At 53.6% G+C, this 25,717-nt stretch carries 20 protein-coding genes; 9 read left to right on the top strand and 11 right to left on the bottom strand.

Annotated features, from left to right (window positions below):
* Positions 1-80 precede the first annotated feature (80 nt).
* Positions 81-938, top strand: coding sequence for an SdiA-regulated domain-containing protein (locus F5984_RS16920; protein WP_246169059.1), 858 nt, complete (start codon positions 81-83; stop codon positions 936-938).
* Here the strand turns inward: F5984_RS16920 and F5984_RS16915 are convergent.
* Positions 935-1,402 (bottom strand): GNAT family N-acetyltransferase, encoded by a 468-nt coding sequence (locus F5984_RS16915; protein WP_152125388.1) that lies wholly within the window; start codon positions 1,400-1,402, stop codon positions 935-937. The genes F5984_RS16920 and F5984_RS16915 overlap by 4 nt on opposite strands.
* Before the next feature lie 255 nt (positions 1,403-1,657).
* Between F5984_RS16915 and F5984_RS16910 the strand changes: the two genes are divergently transcribed.
* Positions 1,658-4,174, top strand: coding sequence for a glutaminase family protein (locus tag F5984_RS16910; protein WP_246169056.1), 2,517 nt, complete (start codon positions 1,658-1,660; stop codon positions 4,172-4,174).
* A gap of 329 nt (positions 4,175-4,503) precedes the next feature.
* Here F5984_RS16910 and F5984_RS16905 read toward each other — a convergent pair whose 3' ends face one another.
* The 3 genes from F5984_RS16905 to F5984_RS16895 all read right to left on the bottom strand — a co-directional run bounded on the left by F5984_RS16905 (position 4,504) and on the right by F5984_RS16895 (position 7,270).
* Positions 4,504-4,866 carry a DUF2237 family protein gene (locus F5984_RS16905; RefSeq protein WP_152125387.1) on the bottom strand — a complete coding sequence of 121 codons (363 nt, stop codon included), beginning with the start codon at positions 4,864-4,866 and terminating at the stop codon, positions 4,504-4,506.
* 255 nt (positions 4,867-5,121) lie between these two features.
* Entirely contained in the window at positions 5,122-6,687 is a 1,566-nt protein-coding gene (locus tag F5984_RS16900) for a hypothetical protein (protein ID WP_152125386.1), read from the bottom strand.
* Positions 6,674-7,270, bottom strand: a complete 597-nt coding sequence (locus F5984_RS16895) for an RNA polymerase sigma factor (protein ID WP_152125385.1) — start codon at positions 7,268-7,270, stop codon at positions 6,674-6,676. Before F5984_RS16895 ends, F5984_RS16900 begins: the two co-directional genes overlap by 14 nt.
* A 294-nt stretch (positions 7,271-7,564) precedes the next feature.
* Here F5984_RS16895 and F5984_RS16890 point away from each other — a divergent pair, with 294 nt between their 5' ends.
* Positions 7,565-8,341 (top strand): hypothetical protein, encoded by a 777-nt coding sequence (locus tag F5984_RS16890; protein WP_152125384.1) that lies wholly within the window; start codon positions 7,565-7,567, stop codon positions 8,339-8,341.
* A 61-nt stretch (positions 8,342-8,402) separates the two neighbouring features.
* Entirely contained in the window at positions 8,403-8,804 is a 402-nt protein-coding gene (locus F5984_RS16885) for a Rieske 2Fe-2S domain-containing protein (RefSeq protein WP_152125383.1), read from the top strand.
* 78 nt (positions 8,805-8,882) lie between these two features.
* On the opposite strand, the gene F5984_RS16880 is transcribed toward F5984_RS16885, so the two are convergent.
* From F5984_RS16880 to F5984_RS16870, 3 genes are all read right to left on the bottom strand, one after another.
* A complete protein-coding gene (locus F5984_RS16880; protein ID WP_152125382.1) occupies positions 8,883-9,260 on the bottom strand; it encodes a MerC domain-containing protein in 378 nt (125 codons plus the stop codon).
* A gap of 86 nt (positions 9,261-9,346) precedes the next feature.
* A complete protein-coding gene (locus F5984_RS16875; RefSeq protein WP_152125381.1) occupies positions 9,347-10,045 on the bottom strand; it encodes a TapB family protein in 699 nt (232 codons plus the stop codon).
* 80 nt (positions 10,046-10,125) lie between these two features.
* Positions 10,126-10,998 (bottom strand): geranylgeranylglycerol-phosphate geranylgeranyltransferase, encoded by an 873-nt coding sequence (locus tag F5984_RS16870; RefSeq protein WP_152125380.1) that lies wholly within the window; start codon positions 10,996-10,998, stop codon positions 10,126-10,128.
* A 170-nt stretch (positions 10,999-11,168) separates the two neighbouring features.
* Here F5984_RS16870 and bshA point away from each other — a divergent pair, with 170 nt between their 5' ends.
* The 3 genes from bshA to F5984_RS16855 all read left to right on the top strand — a co-directional run bounded on the left by bshA (position 11,169) and on the right by F5984_RS16855 (position 14,605).
* Positions 11,169-12,338, top strand: coding sequence for an N-acetyl-alpha-D-glucosaminyl L-malate synthase BshA (gene bshA, locus F5984_RS16865; protein WP_152125379.1), 1,170 nt, complete (start codon positions 11,169-11,171; stop codon positions 12,336-12,338).
* A 53-nt stretch (positions 12,339-12,391) separates the two neighbouring features.
* Positions 12,392-13,735: an NAD(P)/FAD-dependent oxidoreductase gene (locus F5984_RS16860; protein WP_152125378.1), complete on the top strand. Its 1,344-nt coding sequence runs from the start codon at positions 12,392-12,394 to the stop codon at positions 13,733-13,735.
* A 231-nt stretch (positions 13,736-13,966) separates the two neighbouring features.
* Positions 13,967-14,605, top strand: coding sequence for a sterol desaturase family protein (locus tag F5984_RS16855; RefSeq protein ID WP_152125377.1), 639 nt, complete (start codon positions 13,967-13,969; stop codon positions 14,603-14,605).
* Positions 14,606-14,698: 93 nt separating this feature from the next.
* Here F5984_RS16855 and F5984_RS16850 read toward each other — a convergent pair whose 3' ends face one another.
* Positions 14,699-15,472: a glycosyltransferase family 25 protein gene (locus F5984_RS16850; RefSeq protein WP_152125376.1), complete on the bottom strand. Its 774-nt coding sequence runs from the start codon at positions 15,470-15,472 to the stop codon at positions 14,699-14,701.
* Between the two features lie 236 nt (positions 15,473-15,708).
* The gene (locus F5984_RS16845; RefSeq protein WP_152125375.1) at positions 15,709-17,346 is read right to left on the bottom strand and encodes a hypothetical protein; all 1,638 of its coding nucleotides are present in this window, start codon (positions 17,344-17,346) and stop codon (positions 15,709-15,711) included.
* 183 nt (positions 17,347-17,529) lie between these two features.
* Between F5984_RS16845 and ffh the strand changes: the two genes are divergently transcribed.
* Complete coding sequence (ffh, locus tag F5984_RS16840; RefSeq protein ID WP_019988437.1) at positions 17,530-18,849, top strand: signal recognition particle protein; 1,320 nt, start codon at positions 17,530-17,532, stop codon at positions 18,847-18,849.
* Positions 18,850-18,932: 83 nt separating this feature from the next.
* Positions 18,933-19,385, top strand: coding sequence for a hypothetical protein (locus tag F5984_RS16835; RefSeq protein ID WP_152125374.1), 453 nt, complete (start codon positions 18,933-18,935; stop codon positions 19,383-19,385).
* A gap of 268 nt (positions 19,386-19,653) precedes the next feature.
* Here F5984_RS16835 and F5984_RS16830 read toward each other — a convergent pair whose 3' ends face one another.
* A complete protein-coding gene (locus F5984_RS16830) occupies positions 19,654-24,627 on the bottom strand; it encodes a fibronectin type III domain-containing protein (RefSeq protein ID WP_152125373.1) in 4,974 nt (1,657 codons plus the stop codon).
* A gap of 116 nt (positions 24,628-24,743) precedes the next feature.
* Entirely contained in the window at positions 24,744-25,664 is a 921-nt protein-coding gene (locus tag F5984_RS16825; protein WP_152125372.1) for a PfkB family carbohydrate kinase, read from the bottom strand.
* Positions 25,665-25,717: the final 53 nt, after the last annotated feature.

Here is a 25,717-nt window from a genome sequence, read left to right as displayed (position 1 = left end):
TTGCGTTACTTGCCCGAAAGATACTTGTTCGTATGCGTTTGCCCGCTTCTTCCCACGCCTTGCTGCCATATACGTTTCTGATGCTGTTTCTCGTCAGCCTTCTGTCGGCCTGTGGGCCTCAGAAAAAGAAAACCGAGTCGGCCGAAGCTTCATCATTACCCAATGAGGCTGTTCCGTACGATCTGGCCAACCCCACCGAACGCTACACACTACCCAAAGAACTGCGCGAAGTGTCGGGGCTGAGTTATTACAAGCCGGGCAAACTGGCCATGATTCAGGACGAACTGGCGGTGGTATTTATTTATGACCTCACCCGCAAACGGGTCACCGACGAGCATGTGTTTGGCGGCAAAGGCGATTACGAAGGCGTTGAGTTTGTGGATGGCACCCTGTACATGCTCCGCTCTGATGGCGAACTCTACCACTTCAAACCGACCGATGGCGTGAAAATTCTGGGCGGTGGCGTCGATATTCACCACATCAAAATCGAGCTGGCCGGTAAAAATGATGTGGAAGGTCTCGGGTACGACCCCAAACTGAATGCCCTACTGCTGGCGACCAAAGACCCCTCGGCCAAGATTCAGCCGGGCGGAGGCAACGACAAACCCATTTATTTCTACGACCTAAAACGGGCCACGCTATGGCGCGGGCCTGTGCTGCGACAAGCCGTACTGGCCGACATGGAGGGCGATAAACCCACCGAGCCCGTGAAGCCATCGGGTATTGCAGTACACCCCAAAACCGGCGACTACTACGTATTGGCAGCCAACGGGCACCGGCTGGTGGTCATGGACCGCAATGGTAAAATTCGCTCATCGGCCGCTCTCGACCGGGCGTTGTTACCGCAGCCCGAAGGCATCTGTTTCGCGCCCGATGGCACACTATACATAGCGAGCGAGGGCAAAAAAGGCGTACTGCTCCAGTTTAACAGCCGCTAAACGGACTCTTTATCCTCCGGCATCAACCCCATCACCAGTTTCCGGTGCGAAGCCCGAAAACCCGTTTGTTCATAAAACCGGATTGTATCGGTCCGGCGGGCGTTGGTGGTTACTTCCAAATTAATGAACCCTTCCTGTCGGGCAATCTGAACCACCTCGGCTACTAACTGATGCCCAATGCGCTGGTTTCGGTAGTCGGGCTGAACGTACAACTCCTGGATTTCGCCCACCCGCCCCGTATGGTGCAACAGCCACTGCGCATGGCAACTCACAAACCCGATCACCTCCGCACCGACTTCGGCGACCCGGTACCAAACCGACGGGCTGGTTGTATTGCGCGCAAACACGGCCCCAAACGCCACTGGGTCTAGGGTAGTTTCTTCCAGATCACAGAGAAACCGGTACACGACCGGGCAATCATCGAGGGTGGCAGGTCGGACACTGACCGACGTGGTTGGTTGCATAAACAGGCGAATAGATAGCGTCTTCTTTTCTCTTTCAAGATACAACAAGTTGCACAACTGAGTACTGGGTAGCGTACACAACGAGTACATGTTGAAACGCTAAACGGGACTGTCGGGTCGCTAAAACACACTTGAAGAGCCCTTCATATTAAATTTGCACTAAAATAGTTAAAAGATATGTCCTATAAATACAATCGGATGATACGGGTGCGTAACTTTGGATATACCGTTTTCACCGTAACTTGTATATTTCTGATGAATACGCTTTCTGGTGTGGCACAACCGGCAACCGACCGCACCCGTACTCCCTCGACGTTAGCCTTCAATCCGCCAGCTACTCCGCTGATTACGATTGACCCGTACACCAGCATCTGGTCATTTGGCTCCAAACTCAACGCCGACCCAACCCGGCACTGGACCGGTCGGGCCCATCAGCTCAACGGCCTGATTCGGGTCGATGGGCGGGTGTTCCGGTTTATGGGTAAGCCTACGTTCCCAGGCGATACGCTGGTTCACTCGGCCCTGCAACACCCCTACGAAGCCCGGTATACCACCAAGCACCCCGCCGACAATTGGGCCTCGCCCGATTTCGACGACAGCCTGTGGGCGGCCGGAGCCGGTACGTTTGGTAGCCGCGATACCGACCGCACGCACTGGACCTCCTCGGATATTTGGGTACGCCGGGTAGTCGACCTGCCTTCCATTCCCGACGGGAATCTGCTGGTTAGCGCCATCTATAATGACAATTACGAGCTGTTTATCAACGGGCAGCGCATCGCCGGCATCGGTGGGGTATCGCCCAACTACGAGGTAACAGCCACCCAACGCCGAATTCGCGACGTGCTCCGGCCCGGCCTGAACCTGATTGCGTTTCACAGCCAGAATTTCAGCGGCCCCGGCTTTGTGGATCTGGGCCTGCTCTCGGAGCGTGAACTAAACATGGACGTGGCCGAGCAAACGAGTCAGCAGATGACCGCTACGCAGTCGACGTTTACGTTTGCAGCCGGTGGGGTTGAGCTGACCGTCCGGTTTACAGCTCCCCTGCTAATGGATAACCTCGACGTGCTGTCGCGGCCGGTGCAGTACATCACCTACACCGTACGGGCCACCGACGGCAAGGCGCACTCGGTACAACTTTACAGCGATGCCTCCACCGATATTGCGGTCGACTCACCCGATCAGCCGGTGGTCTGGCGCCGGGGGCGCACGGCGCAAAACGGCCCTACGCTCAACTGGATGCGGGCAGGTTCGGCCGCGCAGAATGTGCTGGGCCGCAAGGGCGACAATGTTCGCATCGACTGGGGCCACCTGTACGTAGCCGCCGAGGCCAACGGCCAAACCAGCAACCGGATTGGCTCACTGGCGGGTGCCCTGAATCAGTTTGAACGCGAAGGTCGGGTGAGCGATACCCCCGACGAAGGCCGCCCGACTATTGCTCTCAACAACCCCACGGTGCTCTCGCTGGCGTTTGATCTGGGGACGGTGACGGGCAAAGCCGAAGAGCGGCACTGGCTGCTGGCTTACGACGACCTGAAGTCCGTTGAGTATTTCGGGCAGCCGTTGCGGGCGTGGTGGCGTCGGTACAGCAAAGACTCCGATGGGCCCGAAGCGGCCATTGAGCGGGCCTTGCAAGCCGCCGAAACCGATTACCGGCAATTGCGAAATCAATGCGACCAATTTGATACCCAGCTCTATGCCGACGCCCGGCAGGCTGGGGGCCGTTCGTACGCGCAACTGTGCGTGCTGGCGTACCGACAGGCTATTGCCGCGCACAAGCTCGTAGCCCGCGCCGACGGCACACCGTTGTTTTTCTCGAAAGAGAATTTTTCCAATGGCTCCATCGGCACTGTCGATGTGACGTACCCCTCGGCCCCGCTCTTTTTGCTCTACAACCCTACCCTGCTGAAGGGGATGATGGAGCCTATTTTTGAGTATTCTGAAAGCGGCCGATGGACCAAACCGTTTGCGGCCCATGATGTTGGCACTTACCCGCTGGCCAATGGCCAAACCTACGGCGAAGATATGCCAGTGGAAGAATGCGGTAACATGCTCATTCTGACGGCGGCACTCGCGGCCGTTGACGGCAACCCAAATTACGCCCGCAAGCATTGGCAAGTACTCACCACCTGGGTGCAGTACCTGAAAGAACATGGTTTCGACCCCGAAAACCAGCTTTGTACCGATGACTTTGCCGGACACCTTGCCCGCAACGCCAACCTCTCGGTAAAAGCCATTCTGGGTATTGCCAGCTACGGGTATCTGGCCGGGCAGCTGGGCGAATTGCAAGCCGAGAAAGAATACCTGACTCTAGCCCGCGAACTGGCCCGCAAGTGGATGGTGCTGGCCGATAAAGGCGACCACTATGCGCTGACCTTTAACCCTAACGGGGGCAACACCTGGAGCCAGAAATACAATCTAGTGTGGGATAAACTGCTGAAACTGGACCGTTCGGGCGAGTCAATCTTCCCCAAAGAGGTAGCTCAGCGCGAGGTTTCGTACTACCTGCTGAAGCAAATGCCGTTTGGTCTGCCGCTCGACAGCCGCCGTACCTACACCAAATCGGACTGGATTATCTGGACAGCTACCCTCGCCGACCGGCCCACCCAGTTCGATGCCCTGATTGAACCCGTGCTGCGCTTTGCGAATGAAAGTCCCGACCGGATTCCGCTTTCTGACTGGCACGAAACCACCGACGGCCGCCACGTTGGCTTCCGGGCTCGCTCAGTCGTGGGTGGCTATTTCATCAAAATGCTGGAGAAAAAACTGAAGTAAGACCATCAAGGGGATTACAGGACAAGTTTCTTTTCGGACAAGATTACAGGATGAACAGGATTTATTTAAGCCAAAAAAATTCTTGTTTATCCTGTAATCCTCCGGGCCGCCCGCCGGACGGTCAGAAAAACGTTTTTGGCAAACTTGTCGTAATGAATTTATCTTACACCTGAAGCAGACCCGGCGGCCGGTTGAATAGTAAGAAAATAGCGCCGGGTCGCCCAAAAACGGGACATTAATCCAAATTTTGGAATCTATTTAGGTAAGCAGACTTACTTTGTGCCCGAAAGATGACATCTCCCTAAACGAGATGTCATCTTTTTTTGGATTTACTCTTCAAAAGCAATCGACATCAGTGCATCCAGCTCAATGTATTGCAGAGCTCGCTCATGCGTGCAGGCCAGCAATGCGGGCGGAGCTACGCCAGCCTCGTAGGCTTCGCGCCAACGCAGGGCGCACAAACACCAGCGGTCGCCGGGCTTGAGGCCGGGAAATTGGTATTCGGGCCTCGGCGTTGACAGATCGTTGCCGCGCGAGCGGGTGAATTGCAGAAACGGTTCGGTCATAATTGCGCAGACCACATGCCGACCCTGATCATATTCGTCGGTACGGCAAAAACCATCCCGGTAAAAGCCCGTCATGGGATTGGTGCAGCAGCAGGCCAAGGGACCACCGAGTACATTTTTAGGCATGTAGTAGTTTTGGGTTTATAGTTTAGCGTTCATAGTTTTTGCGGTCGGCACTCTGTTTCGGGCAGCCAAATCCGAAACGAATTCCTGTTGCTGAATAGCTGGTAAGCCTAATCCAGTAACAAGCAGCCTCGACTACCAAAAACCATAAATGAAAAACTATGAACGACCAATTGAGTCGTGTTTACGCACAAAAAAGGGCCCGGAATCGTAAATAATCAACGATTCCGGGCCTTTTTGCTCCACATTCAAGCGGTTCTACTGCTTTTTCTTCCTCCAGTCGATCTGGTAAAACAACCGGGCACCGGCACCGGCTGTTGTTACATTGAGCCGACTTGGCATACTGCTCATAGGCGTTGACGCATACGAGCCAAGCTGCAAGGCCCAATCGCCCCAGTTCTTTTCCAGATAGAGCGCCACCGAACCAGCGTGCATCATCTGTTGGGCAGGTCGCCAAACCGTAGTGACAGGTTCCACCATGCGAGGGCCGCGCAAGTACGTGAACCGGGTTTCTTCGCGGTTGCTGACACTCAGGGCGACACTCGCCGATGGCACCAACGACCAGCCCTTGGCCAGCCCGATTCGGTAACTCAAACTAATGGGCACCTGCCAGGCAGAGCCACTCAGTTGGATGTTGATAATATCGTGGCGCGGGTCGATACCGGGCGCGAACTTGCTCCGAAAATCCTGTTTCATCCGACGACCATAATCGACATCGGTCAAAAACGAAGCTCCCTGTAAATCGAGTGCTGTGAGGCCCAAACCAATCCGCCAATGGTTGTTGAGCCGTAGTTCGCCAAACAAACCGGCGCCCCACTGCCGCCAACCTACGTTGGCTCCGGGACCCACGCGTACCTTCCAGTCATTATCGGAGCGGTCGGCAATTACACTTGCCACAGCCGTTGGTGTAGGTGCCGTCAGGCCAAACATCCGACGAATCCGGCGATTGGCCCGGGCCATCCCTTCCTGATAGTAAGCGGTGTCGCGCACAAACGGGCGGCTTGCCAAATACTCCAACTGCACAACGCGACCCGTTGCGGACGCATTAGCCTCCGTAGTCGGCTGAGCGCCTACGTACGGGTTCTGCCCACTACCTGCACCCGTTGGGCCGTTAATGCCGGAGCCGCTGTTTTTCCCGGCAGCCGCGTAGTCCGAACGGTTAAGACGCTGCGAACCAGACACGCCAGTCGGGCTGCTTGAACGATTGGGCCGATCAGACCGGGTTTTAGCGCCCAACAGGCGATTAGTTGAAGTAGTTGTTGTTTCAGTAGCGTAAGGCGTTGTAGGTGAGTTGGTGGTATTCTCGGCCGATGCGGGCGTACTGGCCCAATCCGCTTTATCGGGGGTGGTACGGGCGGTTTCGGCGTCAGTATTAGCCGCCGATTCCGTCGCTATGCCGGCTACTTGTTCGGTCGGTGGGGTACCTTTATCCGGGGCCGAGGTTCCGGGGCGAACACGGTCTACTGGCACCGCTACGTACCGTATCACGTCGCGGGTAAGGTACACGGTATCGGGCGGCAACGGAGCCGCAGCCGCCGTGCGTTCGGGTCCGGTTTCCCGGAGCACTTTCACCGTCTGCGTGAGGGTTTTCACCTCTTCGCGGAGTTCCTGATTGGTCCGGTATTGCTGGTACGCCACACCCCCAAACGCCATCACGGCCACCATGCTGGCAGCAGCCATCAAGCCGGCTTTGGTCCCAATGGCATACACGGGTGTCGAGTGCCCAAGCACCTGTTGCATTCGGGTCCAGTCTTTTTCCCGAAACTCAGGCTCGATACCTTCCAGCTTCTGCCTGATCCGGTCGGAGAAGTTATCGGGTTTCATAATAGCCAAGATTAGATGAAGTTATTTGTGGATAGTGCTGTTTGACCAACTGCTGGAGCCGTTGACGCCCCCGCAGGAAATGCGACCGAATGGTTGCCTCGTTGGCATCGAGCATTTCGGCGATTTCGCGGAGGCTGTAGCCATCTACCACATGCAGGTTGAATACAGTACGCCAGGCAGAGGGTAGCTGTTGAACAATCGCCAGAATTTCGTCGGCCGTGATTCGATCCACAATTTGATCATCGAAAGGAGCCTCTGGTACGTCTTCCAGCGCCAGATTGGCCTGATGTTTGTGATACCGTCTGTAATTGCTGATGGCCGTATTGACCATGATGGTCCGTAACCAGGCCTTAAAGGGCAGGCTCGTGTCGTACTGGTGTAAATGCTGAAATACTTTCAGAAACCCTTCGTTGAGCACCTCTTCGGCTTCTTCGGTGGTTGCCGAATACCGGAGGCAAATGCTTTTGGCGTAGCTGAAAAATTTCTTAAACAACACCCGTTGCGCCTGAGGATCCTGTAAGCGGCAGGCTTCGACGATGCTCAGCAAATCGTCGTCCGAGAAAGATCGCTTCCTGAACAGCAACGTTTTGTTAGTTAGAGAGTTGAACCTACAAGTAATTTCCGGTTTACCAGAAAATCATGTATTAAACTAAGGTACGTGGAAGCTTACCCGAATGTTGCAACGCAGGGTCTTTTTAATTCAAAATAAACAGAATGGAAAAGACGCAGCCTAACAGACATGTACAAGCCTTCATTATTAGTACCTTTACTCTTCTGATTTGATTGACTAATTATAAATGCCCTGAATGCAACGTAGTTTAACGCACCGGCGTATAAACAATCAGGCAGGTGGGAGCATCGCCAAATACACGTGGGAATGAAACAGCAAACAGTGTCGATTTTAATAATCGGGGGCGATGCCTCAGCCGCGATCAATCTGAAATCGCGGCAGGGCTATGTTGCCCGGTTTGTTCATCAGTTGCAGCAGGCAGGTTGGGAGGCTCGGGTCGAATTACACACGCCCGTTAGCCTCGACACGGCACTGCCCTTACTGTACCGTTTAAACCTGAACCGATTTGATTTAATTGTACTACAGCTCGACCACGCGACCCTACAATACCCCGCTACCCAAAAAGCCATTAACGCTGCAACGCCCGCTACCCTTTCGGGCGTATATGCCGATAATACAATGGCCTCGCAGTATGGTTTTGCACCGGCCCCGGTAGCGGCCCAATCTCGTTGGTGGTCGCCGTGGGTAGAGTGGGCAACGCTCGGAAAACTAAAGCTCCGCAAAGCACTAAACCGCTCGCAACCACTCGAAACGGTAGAAGCCCGACTCGAAGACCTGCTGTATTATCTCGAACCGTTCCGGCGTCGGCTGGTTGTTATGACGCCCATGCCGCACCTGCACCCCATCAGCGGGTGGCTCCGTCGGCAAGGCCGGTGGCTTTTCAGGCAGTTGGGTCGGCAACACCTCATTTCGGTGTTCGACTCGGCAAGCGTGATTCAGGAACGGGCCGAATATTTTGATGACAATAACGGAGGGAACCTCAGCTCGGTAGCACACGACCTGCTGGGACAAGCTCTGTACGAATTTATTCAGATCAACGCCTTATTGCCGGAGCGCTCCAAGCGACACCCCCGACAGCATTAACGTCGAACCGTCGAACCGTGGCACATAGCTTGATCGTATTACCCAATCGCTCACTTGTGCCATGAACCGATTCCAGTTTTTGAAACATCTGGGGCTGTCTGGAGCCGCCCTGTTAACGGCGCTCACTGCCTGCCAAACCGGCGAGGTTGCCCCTGTCGGCCCCGTTGATTTTGAGGTTGATCTGAATGATCAGGACAGCCTGCCCCTCTCACGCGTTGGCGGATTTATTGTTCGCAATGGCGTGGTGGTAGCCCGCACTACGGCCAATACGTTTGTGGCCGTCACGCATACCTGTAGCCACGAAGGGCGCCAGCAGGTTACGTGGCGAAACGGTGAATTTTACTGCACGGCCCACGGTGCCCGCTTCAATACAGAGGGTAAAGGCATGAATAAAGAAGGACAAGGCGGCCTGACCGTGTATTCGATTGAGCAGAAAGGTAACTTACTGCGTATTCATTCGTAAAACGACCGCCTGCAACGTTGGCTACACATACAAAAACCCGCCGATTGGCGGGTTTTCTGGTTAAAGGGGCAGATAGAATTAGTGACTGTGCTGGGTGCGACAGTTCCAGATATTGTAAAGGTGCGAGCCCACCAGACCCAGTGAAGCTACGTACGCTGCGTATTCGAACAACTCACTTACGTCTTCCAGAATAATACAAACGGCAAACAGGCCCAAAAAGCCCCACAAGGCCCGGCGTACCCCAGCGGGCGCGTGCCGGGTAGCAAAGAAAACCGCCACAATATTGACGCCAATAAAGATGTAATCTAAGCTCAGGTAGCTCGTTCGAACAACATCGTTCTTGAGTAACGACGACGTTACGAGCAGTACCGGGGTAATCAGGCAATGAATGAGGCAGAGCACCGAACCGGTGATACCAACGTAATCGGCTCTATGGGAGGTAAGACTGCTTTTCATGGGCAACAAATTGCGTTCAGCTTGGTCAGACGTGTAGGTGTCTAACCACAATTGTTGCAGCAAAGTTGCAAAAACTTACGCACAATTCAGAATATCTTCGTCAGAACCGTGTACGCCATTAGCTTGCCACTTTTGTTGTACGTCTCAGTCCGAACATCAAAAATAGTTTTGTCGCTGCGGTAATTCACGCTTTTCATGCTTACAGGAATACCGATGCCCATGACCCGGTTTTTCATGTCGAAATCCGACGATACTTTGTACACCTCAAACGTACCGGCCGGGGTGGTCAGCGTCTCTTTCCCGTCGACCTGCCGATTCGTCATCTGAATACTTGACTCCATCATGAGCGAGCCATTGGTGTAAAACTCGGCTTCCATTTGCCCATCGGTCAGTTTCTGACCAACGCTCATCTGCCGGGGGTACGCCAACTGATTGGCTTTCATACGCATTTCCGCGTCTTTAAACGCCTGATTTTGCCCCGACGCCAGCATACCCGACAGGTCGGCTACGAGTTGGTCGCCGGTGCAGGTGTATTTAATCAGACTCGGGGCCTGCCGACTTTTACCCTTTTCATCGAGCGACTGAAACTCCAGCTCAACAATGGTATTGCCCCCCTCTTTCCGCACAGTTTTTACGAGGTACGTCATACGGCCATTGGGTTTGTCTTTGGCCGTGTAGCTCTGCATTTCGTAGCCCATACCGGGCTTGAACGTCAGGCCAAGGCAGTCTTGCGCCAGCAGCCGAAGGGGCAGCAGGCCCAGAAGTAGCAGAAGTAGATTTTTCACGATACAGTACGGGTTTGCGTTCAAATCACTAAAGCTAACTAACCCGCCCGAATGGAACATAAAGCTTTGAGCCAACGGACTTAAACCCAGATCATACTGCTCACACCCATGAGCATAATCGCCTTGCATAGCTGACTCAGAAACGCAAAATCACGCTTGGTATCGGCCCGGACCAGCCGGTACACCAGCCACGTAATGGGCACCAGCATGACAAAAAAGATAACATTCAGATTGGGGTTTTTCAGGTCGCCGGCTACAATGAACAGGGTAGCAATAAAGCTGGCGATTAGCACGTACAGAAACGCTTTGGTTCGGCGAATGCCCCAAACGATGGGCAAAGTTCGGCAGCCGAACCGGGCATCACCCCGCACATCTTCCATGTCTTTGATGATTTCCCGAACGAGCGTAATCACGAACGCAAACGCGGCATAAATAAGGAGTAAATCCACATTTTGCCGGTAATAAACCGCCAGCACCAGCAACGACAGGGCCGTCAGAAACGACACAATCAGGTTGCCAATAAACGGTTGCCGCTTAAACTGAGCCGAGTAGAACCAGAGCAACGTAGCCGACAATACGTTGACCACAAACACCCATTTGTCGACGTACAACCCTACGGCGCAACCCGCCAGATTAAGCAATTGGTGAGCCCCCATGGCCACTCGTCGCTTCAGGTAACGCCCAATCACTACGCGTTCCGGCTTATTAATGATGTCGATTTTGATATCGAAATAATCGTTAATGATGTAACCCGCTGCGGCAATGCAAACCGTGGAAAAACAAAGCAGCAGGATGACCGGATCGAGCAGGGCCTCCCGCAATGGAGCCCCAGGGGCGGCAATGATGCACACGCGGGCCAGATACTGCGTCAGCACGATAATCAGTAGGTTTCGGACGCGGATCAGGCGCACGAATCCCAGCAAAAACGCCCAAAATGGCAGACGACGGGTCATGATCGGTTTGGAAGGGCTCGTTAAGGGCATCAAAGGTAGAAAGTTTAGGTACGTTGGTAAACCCCGTTTTATCAGCTGGACACAATGTTTTGCCCTGTGCGGGAAATCATTTGCGGGAGAAACGATGTTGTCGTGTAAAACCGTTCGCACAAGCGGCCCATTCGTTCTCCATGAAAATAGGTATAGTCTGTTATCCCACGTTTGGGGGCAGTGGTGTTGTCGCCACTGAATTAGGTAAAGCGCTGGCTCAGAATGGCCATCAGATTCACTTCATTACCTACCAGCAACCCCCCAGGCTGGATTTTTTCAACGAGAACGTTTTCTACCACGAGGTCAATATTCCGGCCTACCCACTCTTTCAGTTCCCCCCCTACGAAACGGCTCTGGCCAGCGAAATGGTCAATGTGGTGCTGAACGAGAACGTCGATCTGCTGCACGTACACTACGCTATTCCGCACGCATCGGCGGCCTACATGGCTAAAATGATTTTGCGGTCACAAGGGCGGCATGTGCCTGTTGTGACTACCCTACACGGTACCGACATTACGCTGGTGGGCAAAGATGCCTCCTACGAACCGGTCGTAACGTTTAGTATCAATGAATCGGACGGAGTCACGGCGGTTTCTGAAAATCTGCGGCAAGACACCTACGCCCATTTCAACATTACCCGTGAGGTGGAGGTTATTCCGAACTTTATTGACCTGACCCGCTTCAAGCGCCAGAACAAAGACCACTTCAAAACGGCGATTTGCCCCAACGGCGAGAAGCTGGTGGTGCATACTTCTAACTTCCGGCGGGTGAAACGTATCGACGATGCCGTGATGACGTTTTACCACCTCCGTCAGCAGATTCCGGTGAAGCTACTTTTGGCCGGCGACGGACCCGAGCGGACCCGTATTCAGCAACTATGCCGCGAACTGGGGATCAGCGACGATGTCCGGTTTCTGGGCAAGCTCGATGCCGTCGAGGAGATTTTGTCGGTGGCCGATCTGTTTCTGATGCCTTCCGAAAACGAAAGCTTCGGGTTGGCCGCCCTCGAAGCCCTCGCCTGCGAGGTGCCCCTTATCACGTCAAACGCCGGTGGCCTACCGGAGCTGAACATTCAGGGCGTAACGGGTTTTCTGAGCCCAGTTGGCGACGTGGCCGACATGGTCAAAAACGCGTTGTACATACTCGACGACGAGAATCTGCCGCGTTTTAAAGAGAATGCCCTGGCCCGCGCCCGCGAATTCGAACTGTCGAAAATTCTGCCCATGTACGAGCAGCATTATGAGCGCGTTTTAGCAACCAACAGTGGACAACGGACAATGAACAACGGACAACGAACAACCAGCAGGTAACTACTACCTACTGTTCACTGGCAATTGTTCACTGTTCACCCATAACTGAATTTATGAATCCAAACATACCTCAAACCGGACAGACGCGCATCGTGATCGTAGGCGCGGGTTTTGGTGGGCTCCGACTGGCCCGGATGCTGGCTGATCGGCGCGAATTTCAGGTGGTACTGGTTAACCGAACCAACTACCACGAGTTTCAGCCGCTGTACTATCAGGTAGCCACCGCCGGGCTCGAAGCCAATTCCATTCTGTTTCCGCTGCGGGCTGTGTTTGCGGGTTATAAAAACGTACATATTCGGGTTACGACGGTCACGCAGATTCGCCCGGCCGATAAAGAAATCGATACCGAGTTAGGTCCTATCTCCTACGATTATCTGGTCATGGCAACCGGGGCCGACACGAATTTCTTTGGGCAGCAGAACATCATTGAGAAAGCTTTGCCGATGAAATCGGTATCCGAAGCGATTGCGCTCCGCAACCGGATTCTGCAAAATTTTGAGGATGCCCTGAGCGTCGAGACCGACGATGAACGCGATGGCCTCATGGACGTGGTGGTAGTAGGCGGTGGCCCCACCGGTGTGGAGCTTTGCGGCACGTTGGCCGAAATGAAACGCACGGTATTGCCCAGCGACTACCCGGAGCTGGATTTTGAGATGATGCAGATTTTTCTGATCGAATCGGGGGGTGAACTGCTGGGACCCATGTCAGAAAACTCACATAAGAAGTCGGAGGAGTACCTGCGCGAGCTGGGTGTGGATGTCCGCCTGAATACCCGCGTCAAAGATTTTGACGGCCGTACGGTGCACATGAACGACGGCACCAGTTTGCGCACCAACAACCTGATTTGGGCTGCGGGCGTGAAAGCAACACCTTTGGCGGGTTTGCCACCCGAAGTAATGGGGCGCGGAGGCCGGGTGCTGGTTAACCGGTATAGTCAGGTTGAAGGCTTCACGGATATTTTTGCACTGGGCGACGTAGCCCTCATGGCCGAGGGTGAGACCTGGCCCAACGGGCACCCCCAAATAGCTCAACCGGCTATTCAGCAGGGGAAGCATTTGGGCAAAAATCTGATGCGGCTTATCAAAAACCAGCCACTCGAACCCTTCACCTACAAAGACCTCGGCACCATGGCAACCATTGGGCGTGGGCTGGCCGTTGTCGATTTACCTTTTCTGAAATTTAGCGGTGTTCTGGCCTGGCTTACTTGGCTCATGGTTCACCTGATGGCCATTGTGGGGGTGAAAAACCGGCTCCTGATCCTGATTAACTGGATGTGGAACTACCTCACCTACGACAACTCACTCCGGCTCATTATCCGGCAAAAACTCCCAGCCGGAAATTTTTCCAATATGCAGGAGAGGGTAGCCGACACCTTGGTTGTCAACAAGCAGAGTTAACCTATTTTTTTCACTAAAATAAGTTCTGTTTGTATGTTCTGCCCATTCCATAATCTTCGCTGAACCCAGAGGTGGTCAAGTGAGTTTACCACATAGTTTTGCGCACTATTCTACTGTACCAAGCATGTGCAGGAGGGCCATTGCGAGCGCACAACCGTGTTACAGCCTCTTGTTCAACCGGTTATCCTCGTTTATTAGCCAGCCTGCATACCAATCAACAACAACCTTATTATGCAAGCTAAAATAGACGATTTCCGCCCGGGCTACCATGCTCGTCCTAAAAACAACGGTACCAAACAACTTTTCGACAATCCCATTCTGGAGGCTCTTTCACGCACCCACATCATGGTGCCGATCAGCATGTGGCTGGTTTCTTCGGTCGTGCTGATGTGGTATGCCTTCACGTACACCGATATGTCGAACAGCGCCATTGGCGGGTTGTTTGTAGGTGGTTTTTTCATTTTTACCCTGTTCGAGTACATTCTGCACCGGTTTTTGTATCACCTGGAGCCCAAAACCCCGCAACGGGCCAAAATCCAGTATACATTCCACGGTGTACACCACGAATACCCGAAAGACAAGACTCGTTTGGCCATGCCGCCAGCTCTGGCTATTTTCATGTGGCTGGCTTTTTTTGGCTTTTTCTTCCTGATTATGGGAGAGGCTTCGTACGCGTTTTTTCCGGGTTTTCTGGTAGGCTACTCGGGCTATCTGGCCATTCACTTCATTGTGCACGCCTACGCTCCGCCTAAAAACTTCTTCAAGTGGCTCTGGATCAACCACAGTATCCACCACTACAAAAACGAAGACAGCAACTACGGGGTATCATCGCCCCTCTGGGACCACATCTTCGGGACGTATCAGAAATAAAGGAGAAAAGGAGTAAAAGGAAAAGGGAAAAGGGAGGCTGACGCACCGGATATGTAGCGTCGGCCTCCCTTTTCCCTTTCTTCCCCTTCTCCCCTAATTTATATACGAATCCCCTGCCTGCTCAAACAGAACCGGTACCGACACGTAAGCGTCGAGTTGCTCGTTGAGCACCAGTACGCTGATGATCGAGTCGGCACTGGCCAACAAGGGCCGTTGGGCGTCGGCCAGTTTTCGCGCACCGGCCCGGGTTACGGCGTAGGCGTGGGTGCAATCGTGCAGACCCGCCCGACGCAGATTGGCCGAGTACGTCCGGGGCAGGTAATTACGAGCCTCCCGGCGCGACCACCGCAACACCCCCAGCGGGCTCACCAGATTATAAAACCACTGTTTCCGACGTTGAGCCTTGTTTAGCTCCTCGTTTTTGGTGTAACCCAGATAAAGCAGGTCCCAGCAGGCGGGTAGTTGTTCGAGCACCTGGGGCAGTTGGTTGAGTCGGTCGGCGCAGGGCACCACATCGTCCTCAAAAATGAGGACCCGCTCGTACCCTTCCCGAACCATTTCCTCGTAAATAGCCCGGTGCGATAGCGCGCAGGCAATCTCACCCGTCATCAGTCCGTCGGGATGAATGTACCGGGGTTCGCGCACAGTCACGTCGTCAATGAGCCCCTGCCGAATCATATCGTCGCGGTCGATGTCCAGTTTATCGACGGCCCAGTAAATGTCGTAGTTCAACCCCCGCAAAAGCTCCTGAAAGCGGGCGTGTCGGTCGGTAGCCCGGCGCAGGCTGATTACATATATTTTGTCGAAATAATCGTTCAATGCCGCCCAGGCATCACGCGTAGCAGAAGCAACAGATTCAGCAGCCATTGGAGCGTTTTTGATAGAGTGTAACCGACAAACTTACGGTAATTAAAGCGAATCCTCCCAAATTCCCGACTCAACCGTGTACGACAAGTTCATTACGGCAGGTTTGCCAAAAAAGTTTTCTGACACAGGATTACGGAATAAACGAGATTTTCTCCGACCTGAATAAATCCTATTTATCCTGTAATCCTCCGGGCCTCCGGGCGGTCAGAAAACCTTTTCGACAAACCTGGCTCAAACTACCGCAGCAACCTGTCAATCAATTTGGTAAGCTGGGCGTTATTATCGGGCAAAAATGTGTTGGCACGGGCGGTTTTGCCGTCGCGGTTTAGCAGAAACGCCCCCGTAAACTGACCGGCCCCCAAGCGCCCCATCAGCTCCGGCAGCTGACTGGCGGTGGCCAGTATATGATCGCCCCGCAGGTTGTTTCGGATCAGGTATTCGAGCAGTTGCTCACGCTCGGCGGCATCGCCCTGCGCCGTAACGTACAGTAAAGACAGTTCGCCCGGTGCGTACTGCTCACGCAATTGCTGAGCCAAGGCCGCCAGCCGCCGGTTTTCCTCATCACTGAGTGTCCACAAGAGCACATAGACCAGCCGACTTCGGTTGCGGCTCAGCCAGGTCTCAAGCAGGGCCCCGCCCTTCTGGGTGCTGCTTTCCGAAATCAGGATACCCGTAGCCAGCTCGGCATTATCGTTGGTTTTAGGATTGATTCCCGCAATGGCCCGCCGAATCCGGGCGCTGTCGGCCACGGCCAGGTTGTACAACTCATCGAGCGACTGAATCACCCGCGCATCGGTGAGTTGCGGACGCCCATACTCGTACAGAAGTCGACTATTTCGGATGCTCGATGTCTGAAAACCGTTGGCGAGCCAGGTAGCCATCACCATTTGCACCGATGGCGTATCAATCAGGCTCCGGGCTTTATCGGCCATTGTCTCAAAACTTACCAGCCGTTGCAGCGTATCGGGGCTACGTTGCAAAATCCGTTGCAGGTAGCGCATATCCGAAGCCCGCGCCGAGTTAGCAGCCTGCCAACCGGCCAACCGACTCTTTTCTTCATCGGTCAGGTCGCGGCCGTACCGTAGCATAAGCGATGCCAGCCGCCCCACCGGTAGCGAGTACGTCTGAAATGGGTCGTGTTGCACCACATAACTCGCCAGCCGACCCACCGACACCGCCCGGGCCGCCGTCAGAATCGGGTCCTGAGCCGGGCGCAGGCTATCGGTTAGCGTTGGGGGTATCTTCCGGTTTTCGGCACTGGCCATGTCGTACACAAACGAAGCCGCGTTGTAGCGATTGGTATTGCTAATCCATTGCTCCACCAGCGGAAACACAGCCTCTCCCCCCTGCTGCCGGAACTTGCGAAACGGAGCCGCATATGCCGTGTACACCCGGCTGAACACCGACGCGGGCGACTGCCCCGATACCTGCTCAGAAAGCCGCGTGGCATCGACTGGGCTTTGCCGGGCTTCGAAGGCTTTGTAGCGGGCAAACTGCCGGTTTACCTGCGCATTAACACCCCCAAACGTAAACGGTACCGCCGACCGGAAGAGCGAGTCGGCATCGAGGTTGATTGTGAGCGTGCCGGGGGCAGCCAGAAACGCCGTGCGGACCGGCCCAAATGCCAGCGACATTTCTTCCTGATCCAAAACAAGGGGCATTTTTACGGCAAACGTACCATCGGGGTTAAGCGGAGCCGGCCGGATGAGCTCGGCCTCCGACCGAAGCATATTGTTGCGGCTGATGAGCACATTGGGCGACTGCCGGTAGAGCTGAGGGGTCAGATTACGGATACGGCCCGAAATCAGAACCGAGTCGGTCTGAGCCCAGGCTGCCGGTGCCAGTAACCAGATGAAAAGCAGATAACGGAGCATACGTGATTGAAGCGTTGAACAGAAACCGGTTCGGGAAAGACGGCCCCAAAAATAGACAAGTGGCACCTATTCACAAGGTGCCAACAGAAATGGTTATCTTTGCAGAAATTCAGACAGTAAACGAACCGACGGTAGACAGCAGACGAACTACCTGACGTTTCTTTGTCCAACGTCGTAGAGACCATGTTCGAAAATCTTCAGGATAAACTCAATAAGGCCATCAAGACCCTCAAAGGGCAAGGCCGCATCACCGACATCAACGTAGCGGCCACCATCAAAGAGGTACGCCGGGCCCTGACCGATGCCGACGTAAACTACAAGGTAGCCAAAGAAGTAACCGACCGGGTAAAGGAAAAAGCCCTCGACCGCAAGGTACTCATTGCCGTAGAGCCGGGTCAGTTGTTTGTGAAAATTGTTCAGGAAGAACTAACCGAACTGATGGGTGGTCAGGCGGAGTCGATCAATACCAAAGGCGACCCCGCTGTTATCCTGATTGCGGGTTTGCAGGGGTCGGGTAAAACCACATTTTCGGGCAAACTGTCGGCTTATCTCAAAAAACAGGGCCGGGGTGTGCTGCTCGTAGCCGCCGACATTTACCGCCCGGCCGCTATCGATCAGCTCAAAGTGCTGGGCGAGCAGGTGGGTGTAGAGGTGTATGCCGAGCCAGAAAATAAAAATGCCGTTGAGATTGCCCGCAACGCCATTGCCCACGCGAAGAAAACCGGCAAGAAAATCGTCATCGTCGATACGGCCGGTCGTTTGGCCGTCGATGAGCAGATGATGCAGGAAATCGAGAACGTAAAGGCGGCCATAAATCCCTCAGAAACCCTGTTTGTCGTGGATTCGATGACGGGTCAGGATGCCGTAAACACGGCCAAAACCTTTAACGACCGCCTGAATTTCGATGGGGTGGTGCTGACCAAACTCGATGGTGACGCCCGAGGTGGGGCCGCACTCTCGATTCGGTCGGTAGTGGAGAAACCGATTAAGTTTATCAGCACGGGCGAGAAAATGGAAGCCCTCGACGTGTTTTACCCCGACCGGATGGCAAGCCGGATTCTGGGCATGGGCGACGTGATTTCGCTCGTTGAAAAAGCCCAGCAGGCGTTCGACGAAGACGAAGCCAAGCGGATCAACGCCAAGATGCGGGCAAACAAATTCGACTTCTCGGATTTTCTCTCGCAGTTGCAGCAGATCAAGAAGATGGGTAACATCAAAGATCTGCTCGGCATGATTCCGGGCATGGGCAAAATGATCAAAGACCTCGACATCGATAACAACTCGTTTGCCCCGATCGAAGCCATCATCAATTCCATGACCCCCAAAGAGCGGTCGAACCCCGACCTGATCGACGCGAGCCGTAAAAAGCGGATTGCGGCCGGTAGCGGCACCACCATTCAGCAGGTAAACAACCTCCTGAAGCAGTTCGATGAGATGCGGAAGATGATGAAGAAAATGAACACCATGCAGGCATCTGGCAAGCTGAATAAGATGATGAAATAAACCCATTGAGTGAATGAGCGAATGAGTGACTGGCTCTGTCTGAAATTCACTCAATCACTCATTCGCTCATTCACTCAATCGATATGAAATCAATCGCCCTTTCCCTGTTTCTGTTTTGCCCATTCATCGCCTTTGGTCAGGCTTCGGTGGCGTATTATCCGTTCAACTCGTTTTTGTCGGTGAGCACTAATCCGAACAAGCCCGTTTGGTTCGATGCACGGGTGCAGACCAACACGTTGTTTGGCTCGTTGAGTACTACGTTAGCGCCCATGATCAACGTTCGGCAGACCACCACGGCCAATTACTACGTTGGAGCCAGCGCGCGGTTCAACGCCCTCAACTCACTCGCTGACACCGATGTGCTCGAAGGATACGCTCTGCACGTAGGCGTCCGGGTGGTTCCGCTTACCATTCTGCCCAATGTTCGGGTCGCATTTGAGTTGTCGCCGTTTGCGCGGTCTAATTTCAAGAGCGGCATTTTTTACTCGTATCTGGGGGTAGCGTACCAGTTTAACAAGCGAGTAAAAAATCAATAGATTCTCGGCTAAGCATTCCTCTACGTAGTTTAACGTGAATTATGCATAATGGCTGACGCCAGAGCCTTCGACAGGCTCAGGCTGACTGGCGGCTCTCAAGTTTATAGTCAGCCTGAGCCTGTCGAAGGCCCTGGCGTCAGCAATCATTTGTTCAACAGCTAGTTGTAATACAAATTATCCGTAAATCACGTTAGTTTACTACTATAAAAACCCGCCCGAAATCAGTTTAAAACCTGACTTCGGGCGGGTTTCGTTTGAAGCGGTCTCCTTAACGAGCCAGTACGAGTTTGGCTCCACTTCCAAAGCGTAGCAGCCCGCCCGCTTCATACCGAATCTGAAGCGCTTCGCCCATACCCCGATCCGGGATCATGATCACGTGCCGAATCAACACGGGATCCGTAATGAGCGGTACCCGATCACACGACCAGATGGCGGGGTTTGTCCAATCGCCAGCCTGAATTGTTACCATTCCGTTGCACGGAGGGGCAACGCCCAGGGTACGGAAGGTAAGCGGCTGATTGTTGATGGGGGCCACATTGCCATTGCCACAATCATAGAAAACCATCCACTCGTAGGCGGTTCGGGGGGTAAGATTGGTCAATGTGTAGGAGACAGGATCGTACGTAGCCTGATTCGAGACCAATACGGTAGTCCAGGTACCGCTCCCGGCGACCCGATACTTAATTACCGGTAGAATACCCAATGGCCGGGGCGAACTGGCGTGGCTCCAGGTTAACCGGGCGGCTGTTTCACTAATTCGATCGGCATACACCCGATTCAGAACCGGACAAGACGTTGTGATATAACGTGGCGGAGTCCAATCTGAATACAGATCATTACCACAGGCATTTCTGAACTGGAGCTCATAAGTTGTGTTGGGCGTCAGCCCGGCTAAACTATTAGCAGCCCCTGTAAACGACCGCGTTGTCCACGCATCCCTGCCAATCCGATACCGAACTTCGTATATATTGGGCTGCACGATATACAGTTTGATGGTATCGGCCAGTGCCTGAATCGAGCTAATAAAAAATGTTCCGCTACAACGTGTCCGGAAGAATGAGACAGGACTAAAGTCATTTGCACCCGCGCATGTGCTACGCACTTTCCATTCAACTAGCGCATTGTTGGCAAGCCCGCCAAGCGTAAAGTTTGTGCCCGACACCACGATGCTATTCCAGTTCCCGCCTACAACCCGCCACTGTAGCTCTGATGTCGCATTTGTGGTGCGCCAACTGAGCACCGCCTGATTAGCCGACACCGTTTGATTCAGATCGCTAACCAAGGTACAGGAAGCAGGGCCCGGACAGGCTGAGGCCGAAAACTGATACGTATTTGACGTACTGGAACTAATACCATTACAATTGCTCTGCACGTAATATTCAATCCAGGCCCCAGAGGGCAGATTATACAGGTAGTACGAATTGTACGGTGTTGAATACGCTGTCCATTGACCATAATTTACCCGAATCCAAACCGTATACGTGGTTCCGGGCGAACAGCCCCCTCGCCATTCAAGGGCGGTGGAGTTACAATCTGAGCGAGCCGTGAGTGCTGTTGGCTGGCTACACTGCGTGTAAAAGGTTTGCGGTTGACTAAAGGCCGCGTTGGCCGACGTCGAACAAACCGCCCGTACCCGCCATTCATAGTTGGTAGCCGGAGCTAAGCCCGTCAGCGAGTGGATGTATGTTTCAACTTGTGTGCTCGACCAGTTAGCCGCCCCAACAGCGCGCCAGCTTACTTCATACTGACCATACACAAAGTCGCCTACGGGGCCCGCCCAGGCTATTGAGGCCTGATTTGTCCCCACGCAAAGGGTACTTAGTCGGGTCGGGGGCGCACAAGACGTGGTGAACGATTGCAGCGGCCCATACGACGGTGCCTGACCGCTCAAGCAGTGCACCGCAACTTGCCATTCGTAGGCCGTGTTCTCGGTTAAGCCTTCCAGACTGACGACACTCTGAACGTTCACATTAGCGATAGTATTCCAGACCGATGCCCCCGCCGGACGCCAGCGTACGTCTGCGTTAACGAATGCCGAGTAAGACAACAGCGCCCGGTTTGCTTCCGCAATGGCTTTATAACTAATGTAGCCTGTCTCACAATCATTTACTACAAATGATTTGCCGCCAACAAAAGCACTGGTTGCCCCATTGATACACACCGACTGCACCTGCCATTCGTAGGTTCCGGCGGTAGCAAAAAACTGCCGTGAACTAGGTTGAACATCATTGGCCACCTGCCATTCTGTTAAGCTCTTGTTATCGGCCGTAATAGGCCGCCAACGAAGATTATAACTTGTGTTTGGCGCGGTGGTCCAGGAAAAATTCTGATATGGCACCGATTCGTAGCTGTAAAACCCCGTAGCCGACAAACCCGTTGGGGCCGAGCATATCGTTTGAAACGAACTGACGGAAGAATAACCCGACTGAAGATTATTGCATTGCGCCTGGAGCTGCACCTCGTACGATGTATTATCGACTAATCCGGTCAGAACGTAAGGCGACTGCGGCAGGTCTGCTACGGTATTCCAGAATGTACTACCGGCAGGTCGCCATTGCAACGTGTACCGCGCATTTGTTACCCCGCCGGGATTCCAGGCGATCGTGGCAGCATATGAGCTACCGGCCGTTATGGACGTAACCGTCGGGGTAGAGCAGTACGTACTAAAGGTTTGAATAGGAGAAAAATCTGAGTTGAGCCCGCCGAAACAGCCGGTGGCCACCCGCCATTCGTAGCGACCTGCCAATCCGGCTACATTGATCGACGACGCCCCCGGAACCGCAACCGAATTCCAGTTGGCTGTACCCTGCAATCGATACTGCAACGTGTAACCGGCCACATTTCGGTTCTCCTTCCAATAAAAATACGTCGATGTACCGCCGGTGGAAACATTCAGATCGGTAGGTACAAAACAATCAGAGTTGAACCGTTGGCTCGGAGAAAAATCACTCATCACCTCACTTGAGCAGAAAGAGGCAGCCTGCCATTCATAAGCTGTGTACGGCGTTAAACCCGTAAGCGCATACGGCTGATAGGCAAAAGCAGGAGACAGAATCCAGTCAGTGGCTCCTACTACCCGGTATCGAATCTGATATTTGTTCCGATAGTCGCTGTCTGAAAAGTTAAGATCGGCCCGGGTAGGTGTAACGTTCTGGCTGGCAAAACCGTAAAGTGCGTTTCGGCAGGTTGTTGAAAACGAACTACCACTGGTAAAGGTACTGCTATTACTCGCCGAACACTGGTAGGCTACACCCCACTCGTACACCGTATTCGACAGTAATCCCGTCAGACTCACAACTGGCGAGTACGAGTTAGTACTGATCGGTACTGTAGTCCATTCGGCCCCCTGTGGCCGGTAGCGCACCGTATAAGTACGGACGAACCACTCACTGGAATAGTAATTGTCCCAGCGCAACTCAATCGACCGTATGGTATTGTTGTTTGTTCGCAAGTACGAGGCTGGATTCAGGCAGGCTGTGGTGAACGTCTGCAGAGCCGTATAGGAAAAAGACGTGGGCGACTCGGTGCAAACAGATGAAACCTGCCATTCATACGCTGTTTTTTCCTGCAATCCCGTCAGGCTCAGATATTGACTAGTTTGCGGTGGTAAGGTTGTATACGTAGCCGTTCCAAGCGGGCGGTAGCGAACCGAGTACAGACCAACCACCGGACTGATCTCGGACCAGTTTAATCGGGCCGATGTATTTTCTACCTGCGCGGTATATGGGTTCACAATTCGGTTCAACGCACAGGCAGCCGTTGTGAAACTCTCGGTGCCCGAGGGTGCAGAAGCACTGGTTGAAACCGTACAGTAGGTAATCACACGCCACTCGTAAACGGTTTCCGGTTTGAGATTCTGTATCTCCTGCGACGAATTGCCAGTATAGACAGATGGCCCAATCGTACTCCAGGAGGCAACTCCAGAGGGTCTAATTTGTACAGCGTAGTAATTATCGTAAGCCGCATTCCAGCTAAGGTAAGCAGCCTTGAAAGTATAGGTTGCCGACGACCGTAGGTTGGTAGCTGTGTTTGTACAGCTTTGGGTTGTAAAACTAACCGGGGGATCTGTGTACCCAGATACACTTGTATTCTGGCAGTTAGTCTGTACACGAGTTTCGTATTCGGTTTCTGGTGTCAACCCAGACAGGTTTATGGAATAGTCGTAAGGCGTATTATAATTTGGATTGGAGTACACCGAAGACGTTACCCACGGTGAATCAGTCGGATTTTTTCGCCGATACTGTACCTGGTATGAATAGCCATAATCTGCTACGCTGTAGGCACTTTTCCAAACAATCGTAGCCTGCGTTGCCGAAGGAGCCAGGAAGCTCAAGGACGCGGGCCGATTGCAACTTGCAGTAAACGAAAGCGGAGCCGTAAATGACCCTGTCGTATTACCACATACGGCCTGAGTCCGCCATTCATACGTAGCGTTAGGCGTCAGGCCAGTCAACGAATAGCTCATTGTGGAAGCATACGACTCGGACTGTAATACCGAAACCGTTGCCCAATCTCCTCCCTGGGGCCGCCATTGCAGCGTATAAGACGCCCCGAGTGTCACTGGCCAGCGTAAAACGGCCTGCGTTGGCTGCGGCTCCTGCCGGGGATTCAGCACCGTACAGGCTGGCGTGGCAAACGTAGCGGTTGTGGAATACGGCGAACAAACCGACCTAACCCGGTATGTGTAGGTTGTTCCCGGTGTCAGACCCGATAATGTATAGTAAGTGGTAGACCCCGAGGAGCCCGTTATACCGCTTACACTGGACCACGATGCCGACTCACTCGTTTTCAGGTCCACTGTAAACTGCGTAGTTCCTGATGAGCCACTGTAAAAATACCAGCTCAGTGGAGCTGCCGTAACGGATACACTAGATGGCGTGTTGAGGGAAGGGGGCGAACAACCATACGTGGTGGTGAATGAAACGGGGCCACCGTACCACGTTGCTGACCCGGTCGGACGCATCTGCCATTCATAAGCCTGCCCGTCGGTCAGGCCGGTTAAGCCAAAGGTAGTCGTGGGTATTTCCGACGAGATAATCCAGATAGAGGCCCCCTGCTGTCGCCAGCGAACATCGTATGTAGTTGGCGAGGTGGCAGCTATCCAGTTTAACTGAGCCGATGTAGAGCTAATCGTACTCGTGAATGGATTGTATGGAGCGCTTTGGGCAAACGTGTGCTCAATATGGAGCAGAAGCAACCCTACAATTAAGCAGTATGTCAGGTGTGTAAAAAGTTTCTGCATGCAGAAGGGTTCGGTTACTATCGTAGCTATACGGAAAGAGCACGAATGGTTGAAAATTGAGAATTAATTTCCCAACATTCAACCATTCGTGCTCTTTCCGTAAAAATAAAGTTTACTTACATATCCACCGAAAAGGCCGACAGCTTGACAAACTGCCCAACCCGGTCCTGAATTTCTTCGGGCGTGAGGTCAATAATCCGCTCGGCCCCGAATTTCTCCACGCAGAAGCTCGCCATTGCCGAGCCGTAAATAACCGCCCGCTTCATGTTGTCGAACGAGGTGTCGTCGGTTTTGGCGAGGTAGCCAATAAACCCACCGGCAAACGTATCGCCCGCGCCCGTGGGGTCAAACACTTCTTCGAGTGGGAGGGCTGGCGCAAAGAAAATCCGATCGTCCTGAAACAGCAGGGCACCATGCTCGCCTTTCTTGATAATCACGGTTTTGGGGCCCATTTTTCGGATGGTGGCAGCCGCCCGTACCAGCGCATAGTCGCCGGTGAGTTGGCGGGCTTCTTCATCATTCAGCACCAGCACGTCCACCAGGGGCAGCAACGCCTTCAGGTCGTCGTTGGCAATGTCGATCCAGAGGTTCATGGTATCGAGCACAATCAGCTTAGGCCGCTTGGTCAGTCGATCAACCACCATTTTCTGGATAGCCGGCGAGGTATTACCCAGCATCAGGTACTCACAATTCTGATACGATTCGGGGATAACAGGGTCAAAATCACCCATTACGTTTAGCTGTACCTCTACCGTATCGCGGGTGTTCATATCATTGTGGTACTTACCCGACCAGAAGAACGTTTTCTCGCCCTGCCGAATCTGAAGGCCCTCGGTATCTACACCGTGACCCTGGAGAATGTCGATCATCGACTGCGGGAAATCGTCGCCCACAACGGCCACCAGATTATTGGGCCGCACAAAGTACGAAGCTGAGAGGGTGATGTAGGTGGCGGCTCCACCAATGATTTTATCTGTTTTGCCAAAAGGGGTTTCGAGTGCGTCGAACGCAACGGACCCGACCGTTAGTAAACTCATCCGTTTCTTGCTGTTAAAGGGACAAAGATAGGGATAGAATCAACCCGTTCACC

This window comes from Rudanella paleaurantiibacter (assembly GCF_009184635.1).
Taxonomy (GTDB): domain Bacteria; phylum Bacteroidota; class Bacteroidia; order Cytophagales; family Spirosomataceae; genus Rudanella; species Rudanella paleaurantiibacter.
This window is presented reverse-complemented; position numbering and strand designations above follow the sequence as displayed.